This window comes from Rhizobium sp. BK418, from assembly GCF_004341105.1.
In the GTDB taxonomy this organism is placed as follows: Bacteria; Pseudomonadota; Alphaproteobacteria; order Rhizobiales; family Rhizobiaceae; genus Rhizobium.
The window spans coordinates 174228-186914 of sequence record NZ_SLZK01000001.1; the positions used below are offsets into that span (position 1 = coordinate 174228).

The 12687-nt window shown below is 59.8% G+C and carries 8 protein-coding genes; 3 read left to right on the plus strand and 5 right to left on the minus strand.

All coding sequences use genetic code 11. The features are described 5' to 3' along the window. Positions 1-33: 33 nt before the first annotated feature. Entirely contained in the window at positions 34-2238 is a 2205-nt protein-coding gene (locus tag EV281_RS00855; protein ID WP_132651087.1) for an RNA degradosome polyphosphate kinase, read from the plus strand. Between the two features lie 11 nt (positions 2239-2249). Beyond that, entirely contained in the window at positions 2250-3770 is a 1521-nt protein-coding gene (ppx, locus tag EV281_RS00860; protein ID WP_132651088.1) for an exopolyphosphatase, read from the plus strand. A 92-nt stretch (positions 3771-3862) separates the two neighbouring features. Here ppx and EV281_RS00865 read toward each other — a convergent pair whose 3' ends face one another. From EV281_RS00865 to EV281_RS00880, 4 genes are all read right to left on the minus strand, one after another. Next, positions 3863-5218: an esterase-like activity of phytase family protein gene (locus tag EV281_RS00865; RefSeq protein ID WP_132651089.1), complete on the minus strand. Its 1356-nt coding sequence runs from the start codon at positions 5216-5218 to the stop codon at positions 3863-3865. Between the two features lie 109 nt (positions 5219-5327). Next, positions 5328-6389 carry an adenylate/guanylate cyclase domain-containing protein gene (locus EV281_RS00870; protein WP_132651090.1) on the minus strand — a complete coding sequence of 354 codons (1062 nt, stop codon included), beginning with the start codon at positions 6387-6389 and terminating at the stop codon, positions 5328-5330. Between the two features lie 173 nt (positions 6390-6562). Beyond that, entirely contained in the window at positions 6563-7714 is a 1152-nt protein-coding gene (gene rnd, locus EV281_RS00875) for a ribonuclease D (RefSeq protein ID WP_132651091.1), read from the minus strand. A 192-nt stretch (positions 7715-7906) separates the two neighbouring features. Continuing rightward, positions 7907-9298 carry a multicopper oxidase family protein gene (locus EV281_RS00880; protein ID WP_132651092.1) on the minus strand — a complete coding sequence of 464 codons (1392 nt, stop codon included), beginning with the start codon at positions 9296-9298 and terminating at the stop codon, positions 7907-7909. Positions 9299-9547: 249 nt separating this feature from the next. Between EV281_RS00880 and aspS the strand changes: the two genes are divergently transcribed. Continuing rightward, on the plus strand, positions 9548-11338 hold the full coding sequence (gene aspS, locus EV281_RS00885) for an aspartate--tRNA ligase (RefSeq protein ID WP_132651093.1): 1791 nt from the start codon (positions 9548-9550) through the stop codon (positions 11336-11338). A 74-nt stretch (positions 11339-11412) separates the two neighbouring features. Here aspS and EV281_RS00890 read toward each other — a convergent pair whose 3' ends face one another. Then, positions 11413-12600, minus strand: coding sequence for a hypothetical protein (locus EV281_RS00890; RefSeq protein WP_132651094.1), 1188 nt, complete (start codon positions 12598-12600; stop codon positions 11413-11415). Positions 12601-12687: the final 87 nt, after the last annotated feature.

Consider the following 12687-nt stretch of genomic DNA (forward strand, 5'->3'; position numbering starts at 1 on the left):
TTCGCCGAGGCGGATAAAAGCAGGGTGTGGATCATGGATAGTGCATATCAGGAACATCAGGAATCCACCCCGGACAACAGTGCAGACCTGCCGCCGCTGGAACAGCTGCTGTCCAGCCCTGAGCGCTTCATCAACCGCGAATTCTCCTGGCTGCAGTTCAATCGCCGCGTCCTCGAGGAGACGCTGAACACCGAGCATCCGCTCCTGGAGCGGGTGCGTTTTCTGTCGATCTCGGCCGCCAACCTCGACGAATTCTTCATGGTGCGCGTCGCCGGCCTCGAAGGGCAGGTGCGCCAGAGCATCTTGGTCAAGAGCCCCGACGGCCGCACGCCGGCCGAACAGCTGGATTCGATCCTGAGCGAGATCGATCACCTGCAGATGGAGCAGCAGGCCTCGCTTGCCGTGCTGCAGCAATACCTCGCCAAAGAAGATATCCTGATCGTGCGTCCGGGTGCGCTGAGCGATGCCGATCGCCAGTGGCTGGCGAACGAGTTCGAGCAGTCGATCTTCCCGGTTCTGACGCCGCTGTCCATCGACCCTGCCCATCCGTTCCCGTTCATTCCGAATCTCGGCTTCTCGATCGGCTTGCAACTCGTGAGCCGCAATGGCCGCGAGCCGATGACGGCACTGCTGCGCCTGCCGCCGGCGCTCGACCGCTTCATCCGCCTGCCGGACGACCGCAACACGATCCGCTACATCACACTGGAAGATGTTGCCAATATCTTCATCCACCGGCTCTATCCCGGCTATGAGGTCCAAGGGTCGGGTACCTTCCGCGTCATCAGAGACAGCGATATCGAAGTTGAGGAAGAGGCCGAAGATCTCGTCCGCTTCTTCGAAACCGCGCTGAAGCGCCGCCGTCGCGGCAAGGTCATCCGCATCGAGACTGATTCCGAAATGCCCGCCTCGCTGCGCCAGTTCGTGGTCCAGGCGCTGAGCATTCCGGATAACCGTGTTGCCGTTCTGCCCGGCCTGCTGGCGCTCAATACGCTCTCCGAAATCACCAAGGCGCCACGCGACGACCTGCGCTTTCCGCCCTACAATGCGCGATTTCCAGAACGTGTCCGTGAACACGCCGGTGATTGCTTCGCCGCCATCCGCGAAAAGGACATGGTGGTCCATCATCCCTACGAGTCTTTCGACGTGGTGGTCCAATTCCTTCTCCAGGCTGCGCGCGATCCTGACGTTCTGGCGATAAAGCAGACCCTCTACCGCACCTCTAATGATAGCCCGATCGTGCGCGCCCTGATCGACGCCGCCGAGGCCGGCAAGTCGGTAACGGCACTGGTCGAGCTGAAGGCTCGCTTCGACGAAGAGGCCAATATCCGCTGGGCACGCGATCTGGAGCGCGCCGGCGTGCAGGTCGTCTTCGGCTTCATCGAACTGAAGACCCACGCCAAGATGTCGCTGGTCGTGCGCCGCGAAGAGGGCAAGCTGCGCAGCTACTGCCATCTCGGCACAGGCAACTATCATCCGATCACCGCGAAGATTTATACCGACCTGTCCTTCTTCACGTGCAATCCTGTGATCGCTCACGACATGGCGAACATCTTCAATTTCATCACCGGTTACGGTGAGCCGGAAGAAGGCATGAAGCTTGCCGTTTCGCCTTATACGCTGCGCTCGCGGATCCTTCGACACATCAACGAAGAAATCGAGCATGCCCGCAACGGTCGTCCGGCGTCGATCTGGATGAAGATGAACGCGCTTGTCGATCCCGACATCATCGACGCGCTCTATACCGCGAGCCGCGCCGGCGTCGAGATCGATCTCGTCGTTCGCGGCATCTGCTGCCTGCGTCCGCAGGTTCCGGGTCTCTCCGACAATATCCGCGTGAAATCAATCGTCGGCCGTTTCCTCGAACACAGCCGCATCTTCTGCTTTGGTAACGGTTACGGCCTGCCGTCCGACAAGGCTCTGGTCTATATCGGCTCGGCCGACATGATGCCGAGAAACCTCGATCGCCGCGTCGAAACCCTTGTTCCGCTGACGAATCCGACTGTCCACGAGCAGGTTTTGTCACAGATTATGCTCGGGAACGTGATTGACAATCAACAAAGCTACGAGATATTGCCCGACGGTACGTCACGGCGCATGGAAGTGCGCAAGGGCGAAGAACCTTTTAACGCGCAGCAATATTTCATGACCAATCCCAGCCTGTCCGGCCGCGGTGAAGCTCTGAAATCGAGTGCGCCAAAGCTGATCGCTGGTCTGCTTGAAGGCCGGAACAACAAATAAACTGGACCTGTATGGTTGAATCAGAAGCCCAGGGGCGACTTCCGGGTATCGCCCCGGTCTCCGTTGTCGATATCGGATCGAACTCCATCCGTCTGGTCGTCTACGAAGGCTTATCTCGTTCTCCGACCATTCTCTTTAACGAAAAGGTCCTCTGTGGCCTCGGCAAGGGCATAGCTCTCACCGGCAAGATGGATGAGGAAAGCGTCGCACGGGCGCTTCAGGCCCTTCATCGGTTCAAGGCTCTCTCCGACCAGGCACGCGCTGCCACCATGTATGTGCTGGCGACGGCTGCGGCGCGTGAGGCGAGCAACGGCCCCGATTTCATCCATCAGGCCGAGACGATCCTGCAGCGCCACGTTCGCATATTGTCCGGTGAGGAAGAGGCGCGCTTTGCGTCGCTCGGCGTTATCAGCGGTTTCTACAACCCCGATGGCATTGCCGGCGACCTCGGCGGTGGATCTCTGGAACTGATCGATATCAAGGGCAAGGATACGAGCGGTGGCATCACCCTGCCGCTCGGCGGCCTGCGCCTCTCCGAATATGCTGGCGGCTCCCTCTCCAAGGCGCGCGCCTTTGCTCGCAAACAGGTCAAGACCGCTAAGCTTCTCTCAAAGGGGGAAGGGCGCGTCTTCTATGCGGTCGGCGGTACCTGGCGAAACATTGCCAAGCTGCACATGGAGATCACCCATTATCCGCTGCACATGATGCAGGGTTACGAGGTTTCCCTCGAAGGAATGACGCAGTTCCTCGATCAGGTCGTCACGGCCAGAGATTCCAAGGAGCCGGCCCTTCAGGCGGTGTCCAAGCATCGTCGTTCGCTGTTGCCCTTCGGCGCCATCGCCATGAAGGAAGTGCTGAACGCCATGAAGCCTTCGGTGATCTCCTTCTCCGCACAAGGTGTTCGCGAAGGTTATCTCTATTCGTTGCTTTCCGAATCCGAACGCCGCACCGATCCGCTGCTGGCTGCTGCCGGCGAGCTTGCCATCCTGCGCGCCCGCTCGCCGGAACATGCTCGCGAACTCGCCGAATGGACCGGTCGCATGATGCCCTTCTTCGGAGTTCAGGAAACCGACGAGGAAAGTCGTTATCGTCAGGCCGCCTGCCTGCTTGCCGATATCAGCTGGCGCGCCCATCCTGATTATCGTGGCGCTCAGGCGCTGAACATCATCGCCCATTCTTCCTTTGTCGGCATCAGCCATCCCGGCCGCGCCTTCATCGCGCTGACGAATTACTACCGCTTCGAAGGGTTGCATGACGACGGCTCTACGGCGCCGCTCGCTTCCATCGCCGGCCCGCAATTCGTCGAACGCGCTAAGCTGCTCGGCGGCATGCTGCGCGTCGTCTATCTCTTCTCGGCTTCGATGCCGGGCATCGTGCGCAACCTCACCTTCCGCAAGGCTTCGTCCCCGGATCTCGATCTGGAATTCGTCGTCCCGCACGAATATCACGATTTCGCCGGCGAGCGGCTGGAGGGCCGCCTCCAGCAATTGGCGAGACTGACGAATAAGCGGCTGGCGTTCCGCTTCGAATAGGCCTGTTTCAGCAAAGGCGGACCGATACACAGTACCGGCACAAAAAGGGCGGCGCTTTTGCACCGCCCTCTCATTTCACACCGGACTGCGAATTACTTCGCGTTCAGGAACTCGCCGACTTCGAGAATGCTGAACTCGTTGTTGTCAGCCTTGTCGACAGTGCGGCCGGCCGAGAACGGCAGGTTGTTGTCGTTGCCGATGATGATGTGCGTGGCGTCGACGCGATCGACGTTTTCGATCGTCACGAACGGCATGTTGTAGACACCAGGGATATCGCCGGCCTTCTTCTTGTTGTCCGGATCCTGGATGTTCAGGAGATCGATGTAGCCGATCTTGCGAACGGCCTTGCCGACGTTGGCATCGTTGAATTCGATCTTGTAGACGCGCTTCAGTTCCGCTGGAGCTTCGAAGCAGTCCGGCTTCGGCTGCTTGGGATCGGCGCAAGCCTTATCCTTCGTGCCCGCGCCATTGTCGCGCTCGATGACGAGAGCGGTGGAATCGTCGAGCATGTTGAAGTCGCCAATTGAAGCACCCTTGTCTTCGAACGGATAGAACCAGCTGCGGCCGGTCCACTTCTTGGAAGCGACGTCGAATTCGATGACACGGATGGCGGTGTGACCGTCAACCGTTTCCATCTGGCCGTCAACGTAGATGGCGCCTTCGAGCAGGCCGTAGAGCTTGGAGCCGTCCTTCGACATGGCAAGGCCTTCGAAGCCGCCGGAGCGCTTCAGGTTGAAGGCCGGCATCTTGGCAGCCGGGTTGGCCGGCAGTTGCAGCAGCGCGTTATCGGGAGACATGACCGGCTTGCCGTCGAGTGTGGTCGGAATGACGTCCGTCAGGTGGCCTTCGGTGTCGATCTTCAGCAGGTACGGACCGAATTCATCGCCCAGCCAAAAGCCATCGGCAACCGGCTGCACGGATTCGATGTCGAAATCGGAACCGGTGAGGTAACGGGTATCGGATGCTTCCGCAACGATCGGGAAGGGAGCGATCTTGTTCGGGTCGGAGAGGAAGACGTTCTTGACGACGTCAACCTTGTTGGCATTCCAGTCGAACTTCAGCTGATGCAGGAAGAGCATGGAGTCGATGGAGTTGGTCTTGCCGCCGAAACCGTTGTCGGAGAGTGTCCAGAACGTGCCGTCAGGCATGGTCTTGATGCCGGAAAAACCCTGGATTGGCTGGCCGTCGAGCGGCAGTTTGACGTCGGTCACACGGGCGCCGTCCTTGCCGTCAACCGTACCGAGCTTGTCGGTGCGCTTGCGGTCCGGCGTGGTGAACTTTCCGGAGGTCTTGAGAAAAGCCGGCGCGTCGGCCGGAGCCGGAACGATCGTGTTGGCAGGCAGGATCACCTGGCTGGTCAGCTTTGCCGGGAAGAGCTGCTGGTCGGCAGAGGCAGAGCCTGCGGCGAGCATGAAAATGGATACGGAAGCAAAAAGAACGTTCTTCATGATGTCCCCATAGAACGGAGTGCAAAAGCGCCATCCGCTTAGCAGGGCATTCATGTCGCTAAATTGACGATTGGGTGAAGCTTTGGTGACGTGTGCACAAAGCCGCAATTCAACCGCGCCGCAGCGTTACAGCCTGGTTGAGAACGGTCACTGCGCGCGAGGAAAGGGCGACGACATCCAACCCCTGGCCGCGTCCTCGGACAGCGTGATTGCCAAGGTTTTCGCTGACGATCTCCTCGGGCAGCGTCATGCGCTCTGCAAGGTCGGCAGAGATCAGCACCGGCCTGTTCAGGGTCCGGCAAAGCGATTCCAGCCGCGCCGTGGTGTTCACCGTATCGCCGAAGAAACTGATCTTGTGATGGTCGACGCCGACTTCAGCCGTAATGACGCTGCCGCCATGAAGAGCGGCCCTGAGTTTTGGTACATGGCCATAGCTCTTCTTCCAGCTTGCGGCGTTGGCTTCGATATCCGCCAGGATATCGAAAAGGCAGCGAACGCAGGACGCATTCCGGATGCCGCGCTCCAGCGGCCAAGTGATGATCGCCGCATCGCCGACATAGTCGTTGATCATGCCCTTGTGGCGCCGCACCGGCTCGGCGAAGGCGGCAAACAGCGAGCTCAGAAGCTGCTGCGCTCTGAGATCCCCGTGCTTTTCCGCAAAGGCGGTGGACTCGGCAAGATCGATGAAGAGAAAGACCCGCTCTTCCTTGACCGGATTTCGGTAGCGGCTGACGATCATGCTGATGAAGACCTCGCGCCCCAGCAACTCGCGCACCCTGAGCAGGAAGATAATCGTGGCGCAGACCACAAGTGCATAGAGGAAGACGTCAAACGGCATGATCAGCACATGGATCATCTCCGGCGGCTTCAGCACGCCAATCAGCGCAAGGAGCAAACCCGCCGCTGCAAAGCCGATACTCATCAGGATTTCGTAGATGACGAGTTCTGAGGCGATGAAGAGAAGTGTTGGCAACTTCTGAATGCGCCGGTAGAGGCCGCGCAGAAACACCATACGCTCGAAGGCGATGATGGGCATGCCGATGAAAAGCGCAAAGATCGCTCCGATGACGGGCGTCTGGCCTGTAAAGAAATAGAGATCGTAGACCACGCCGCTGAGCGCCAGGACGAGCGTAATCAGGATCCAGTTCTGCGTCGGGGATATCTCTCTCATTCCGCCCTTTCGCCGAAGCACTTCATCCGGCTATTGTTTCCGGCGCTGGGCAGTGGTCAAGCGATTTCGAATTTAGAACATGTCGCGCAAAGTCTGCCGCGGTCTTGCGATAATGATATGGCGAAACAGAGGCTCAAAGCCTGGCAAGAGGATCTGAAAGATCGCGATGCGCTTTAGACAGGCAGGGCGACCGTCTCGACCTTGCGGCCGGCAAAACGCAGAGCGATCTCGCCCCGAATGAGCTGCAGCGCTGGCTCGCCGAAAAGATCGCGGCGCCAGCCATGCATCGCCCCGACATCGGCTTTCTCACCCTCGGCCGCAATCTTGTCCAGGTCGTCGCTGTTGGCAATCACCTTGGGCGCGACACCATGCTTTTCGGAGATCAGTTTCAGCAGCACTTTGAGAAGCTCGACGGCGGCCGCCGCACCTTCCGGCGGTTGCGCCTGACGCGGTACCTGCGGCATTTCGGAGCGGGGCAGGGCAAGCGCCGTATTGACCGCTTCGAGCACCGCCGTGCCGGCGCCCGAGCGCTCCCAGCCCTTCGGAATGGTTCGCAGGCGACCGAGCGCCTCGGCGTCTTTCGGCTGCTGCTGGGCGATTTCGTAGATCGCATCGTCCTTCAGTACGCGCGACCGCGGCACGTTTCGCGACCGCGCCTCGCGCTCGCGCCAGGCGGCCACATATTTCAGGATGGCCAGCTCCTGCGGCTTGCGCAGGCGCAGCTTCAGCCGCTGCCAGGCGTCGTCAGGATGGATATCGTAGGTCTCGCGCGATTCCAGGACGTCCATTTCCTCGCGCAGCCAGGAGGCACGGCCTTCGCGCTCCAATTCCGCCTTCAGATAAAGATAGGCGTCGCGCAGATGCGTGACATCAGCCAGCGCATATTCGAGCTGCTTGTCCGACAGCGGCCGGCGGCTCCAGTCCGTGAAGCGCGAGGATTTGTCGATATGAACGTTCTTCGTACGGCTGATGAGCTGATCGTAGGAAACGCTGTCGCCGAAGCCGCAGACCATGGCGGCGACCTGCGTGTCGAAGATCGGGTGAGGGATCAGATTGCCGCGATTGAAGATAATTTCGATATCCTGCCGTGCCGCATGAAACACTTTCAGCACGTTGGGATTGGCCATTAGTTCGAAGAAGGGCGAAAGATCGAGATCCTTCGCCAGCGGATCGACCAGTACCTCGACTGTCGGGCTTGCCATCTGGATCAGGCACAATTCCGGCCAGAAGGTCGTTTCCCGCAGGAATTCGGTATCGATGGTAATGAAATCGGACTTGGCCAGCTCTTTGCAGGCGGCCGCCAGATCGGCGGTGGTTTCGATCATATCAGTTCATTCGCAAGGAAAAGGTCGGTTGAACCTTCCTTCCTCTTTCGAAGAGATATGTCAATACAGTGAGCAGCCTTAGCCTTGGTGAAGCTTTATTCGCCGGGATGCAGGCGATGTTTTCTGCGGTTGCCGCGTTCATTGGCAAGCATGGCAACCCATCCGCCGATGGCGACTATCGCCGACATCAGATCAAACCACGCGAACGTAACTCGTCATGCCCGTCTTCTGATGCTCGATGATATGGCAATGCAGCACCCAGTCGCCGGGATTGTCGGCGACGAAAGCGAGCTGCACCTTCTCATCCGGTTGTACGAGATAGGTATCGGAAACGAGCGGCACGACTTCCCGCGTCGAGGAGGAGATGACGGTGAAGCTCATGCCGTGCAGATGGATCGGGTGGGCGTGCGGCGTGACGTTTTCCAGATTGAAGACGTAGCTCTTGCCGAGCTTGAGCTCTGCGAGCGGCGCGGTCGGATCCGATGTGTCGCCCGGCCACGGCACCTTGTTGATGGCCCAGAAGCTGTAGCCGAGCGTGCCGCAGATGCTTTCGACGGCGGCGTTCTCTGCGGTCGCGGATAGCACAAGTGGGATTGCTTCCGCAGACGAGAGATCGGCCTTCGGCACCGGATTTTCTGCAAGCGCGCCGAGATCGCCGATGTCGCGCTTCAATGATTGCCCGGTGGCGCGCAGACTCGCGATCACTTTGGGTGTCGTGCCGCGAATGTCTTCCAGCGTTGCAACCGCACCTTCGCCGTCAGGCATGCGAACGGCAAGATCGAGCCGCTGCCCCGGTCCGATCTGCAGGAGGTCCAGCGGGAAGCGCTTCGGCACCGGATTGCCGTCGATGGCGATGACGGTCGCATCGGCGCCCTCCATCTTCAGCGAGAAGATGCGGGTCACGTCAGTGACGACGATGCGCAGGCGGATGAGCCCACCGGCCGGCGCATCGTATTTCGGCTCCTGCTGCCAGTTTGCAGTGCGTATCGTGCCATATGTGCCGGCCTTGGCTGCATCGCGCGGGCGGAAGGGCGCGATGAATTGTCCGTCACTGCCGAGCCGCCAGTCGCGCAGGTTGAGCACGACTTCCGCGTCGAAAACCGGATCGGATGGATCTTCCACCACGAGCACGCCCGTCATGCCATGACCCATCTGGGTCAGCGTGTTGCAGTGCGGATGATACCAGAAGGTGCCGGCATCCGGCGGTGTGAAGACATAGTCGAAATTGTCGCCCGTATAGACATAGGGCTGGGTGATGAAAGGCACGCCGTCCATCTTGTTGTCGATGCGCAGGCCGTGCCAGTGGATCGTCGTCGGCTCGTCGAGATTGTTGCTCAGCCTCGCCGCATAGGGCTTTCCTCGCGGCATTCTGAGAATGGGCGGCAGGCCTCCGTCGCCCCAGGTCATGATGTCCCGGGTCGGTGGACCTTCGATGATCTGCGCTTCGGTCTTTCGCGCCGCCAATATACGTGGCTCGGGCGCCGCTTCCGCCAGCCCGAACCGCCCCGCGATCGCCATGCCTGCACCATAGGCGCCGGCAACGGCGGAAGCCTTGATGAGGTTGCGGCGTGTTATCAGGGGCATCGGAAACTCCGTCTTTGATGATGCCTCCTTTTAAAGTTGACCATCCCCATCATCAATATGGCGCCTTCGACCAAACTGCCGCAGCGCGAGTCCTGCAACTCTCCAGGAAACGCTGACGCAAACGGCCCGTTGGCCGCGCCAAGCCTTGACAAATCAGAGCGTCCGTGCGCTTGTCCGCCCGATTTTCTTGTCGGCGAGAAGGCCTTTGGCCATGCCGCCGTCTTAAGCCAAATACCAGGATTTGAGATTATGCACCGCTACCGCAGCCACACATGCGCCGCTCTTCGTAAATCGGACGTCGGCTCGACTGTCCGTATTTCCGGCTGGGTCCATCGTGTCCGAGATCATGGCGGCGTGCTGTTCATCGACCTTCGCGATCATTATGGTACGACGCAGATCGTTGCCGATCCGGATTCGCCTGCCTTCAAGCAGGCGGAAACCGTTCGCGGCGAATGGGTCATCCGCGTCGACGGCCTCGTCAAAGCCCGTACGGAAGATACCGTCAACAAGAACATGCCTACCGGCGAGATCGAGCTCTACGCGCAGGAGATTGAAGTTCTTTCTGCTGCCAAGGAACTGCCGCTGCCGGTCTTCGGCGAGCCGGACTATCCGGAAGACGTTCGCCTCAAGTACCGCTTCCTCGACCTGCGCCGCGAGACGCTGCACAAGAACATCGTCAAGCGCACGCAGATCATCTCGGCCATGCGCCGCGAAATGAACGGCGTCGGCTTCACCGAATATACGACGCCGATCCTGACGGCTTCCTCGCCGGAAGGCGCACGCGACTTCCTCGTGCCGAGCCGCATCCATCCCGGTACCTTCTACGCCCTGCCGCAGGCCCCGCAGCAGTACAAGCAGCTCTTGATGGTTGCCGGTTTCGACCGTTACTTCCAGATCGCGCCGTGTTTCCGCGATGAAGACCCGCGTGCCGACCGCTTGCCGGGCGAATTCTATCAGCTCGACCTCGAAATGAGCTTCGTGACCCAGGAAGACGTCTGGAACACGATGGGTCCGCTGATGACAAAAATTTTCGAGGAGTTCGCCGAAGGCAAGCCGGTCACCAAGGAATGGCCGCGTATTCCTTACGACGAAGCGATCCGCAAATACGGCTCCGACAAGCCTGATCTGCGCAACCCGATCGTCATGGAAGCGGTGACCGATCATTTCGCCGGCTCCGGCTTCAAGGTCTTCGCCAATATGATCGCCTCCAACCCGAAGGTTCAGGTCTGGGCGATCCCGGCCAAGACCGGCGGTTCGCGCGCCTTCTGCGATCGTATGAACGCCTGGGCGCAGAGCCAGGGCCAGCCGGGCCTCGGCTATATCTTCTGGCGCAAGGAAGGCGAAAAGCTCGAAGGCGCAGGTCCGCTCGCCAAGAACATCGGCGAAGAGCGCACGGATGCGATCCGCACGCAGCTCGGTCTCGATGACGGCGACGCCTGCTTCTTTGTCGCCGGCGAGCCCGAGAAGTTCTACAAGTTCGCAGGTGAAGCGCGTAACCGCGCGGGCGACGAACTGAACCTTATCGACCGCGACCGTTTCGAGCTGTGCTGGATCGTCGACTTCCCGTTCTTCGAATGGAACGAAGAAGAGAAGAAGGTCGACTTCGCACACAACCCGTTCTCGATGCCGCAGGGGGGCCTCGATGCCCTGCGGAACCAGGATCCTCTGACCATCAAAGCCTTCCAGTACGACGCCGTCTGCAACGGCTTCGAAATCGCCTCGGGCTCGATCCGTAACCAGTCGCCGGAAACCATGGTCGCCGCCTTCGAAAAGGTCGGCCTCAGCCAGCAGGATGTCGAGGATCGTTTCGGCGGCCTCTACCGCGCCTTCCAGTATGGCGCGCCGCCGCATGGTGGTGCCGCCTTCGGTATCGACCGCATCGTCATGCTGCTCGTCGGCGCGAAGAACCTGCGCGAAATCTCGCTCTTCCCGATGAACCAGCAGGCCCAGGACCTCCTGATGGGCGCGCCGACCCCGGCAACGCCCGCCCAGCTGCGCGAACTGGCGATCCGTCCGATTCCGCCGCAGAAGAAAGACTGAGGTGTAGGGTTACTCAGCAAAAAAAGGCCCGGCGATACCATCGCCGGGCCTTTTTTGTTGGATCGGAAACGAACTCAATCGTTCGCCGAAACCTTCACGCCGAGCATCTGCGGTATAGTGTTCGGTGCCCCCATGGCCGCGCCGACGATCATCGGGAAGACGACCGGCTTCTCAGGCGTGGCCTTGACGGTCAGGCTCTTCGGATTGTCGAGGAAGGTGCTGACAGCAGCGGCGATTGCGTTCTGCAGTTCCGGAATGTTGAGCTGCGCGAGCATGATCGGCGTCATGGCCTTCAGTGATTCCGCCATCTGCTGGCCGGAAACGTTCTGCTTGGAGCCGGCATAATCCAGCGTACGCTTGGTGATCGAGGCGTCCTCGAAGCGGATCTGTGCGCCTTCGAAGTTGAGCTGCTGGGCAAGGCCGAGCATGGCGAGGCCAAGTGCCTGCTGTGCTTCTTCCTTGTTCGGATTGGCTTCCGACTGCTTCATTGCGTCCTGCATCGATTTGATGAAGGCCATCGTGTAGCCGGAGATTTTGAAGCCGAAATTCAGCTTGCCGACATTGGTGATGTCGAGGGAAATCTCGGAAAGATCGACAGTACCCGGCTGAGGATCCCAGGCACCCTTCATGGTGATGTCGCCCTGGACATGCTGTAGTGCGAGCTTCTCGATCGCTTCCTTGCTGTCCGGAGTGTCCCCAGCCTGGCTGAGATCGGCCTTGATGCTCTTAAAAGTGCCGTCGAAATCGAAGCCGGACTCGTCTTCGCGCAGCGTGGCGTTTGCGTCGCTTTCCAACACTGAGAAGACCTCAGTACCATCCTTGACGATCTTGACCGCGCCTGTATGGGCGCTCTCGGCGAAGAACATGGAATCAATCGTGTCGCCGGGCTGGGCCGGAACGGAGATGCCGCCAAGCGTCAATTCCTGGGCGCTCAGAGTTACGCCATCCTTGGACGTGTTGATATCAGGGAAAGCAGCCTCTTCGATATAGTAGCTGCCGTCATCCTGCTCTTCCACGCCGGAGAGGGTGATTTCGCCGATGGAGATCGCCTCGCCGGCATTTGGCTTGAAGCTGGCGTTCTTGAGTGTGACCGTCGTACCGTCGACATCGACGGAATCGGCGGCAACCGTTCCGCCCTGCTGGCTATAGGCGGCATTGATCTTTTTCAGGAGATCCTGGCCGTCGAGCGCGAAAGCCGAACCGGCGAACGAGAGAATAGCTGCGCTCGACAGCATCAGCCGCGTCGTGCGGTAAAAGGTCATGAGAAAGCCCCCCTGGTGGCAAGTGCCGTTGAATATTGCAATGAAGCTACTGTGGAATGGTCCGGCTTTATATTTGCAGACCCCTAA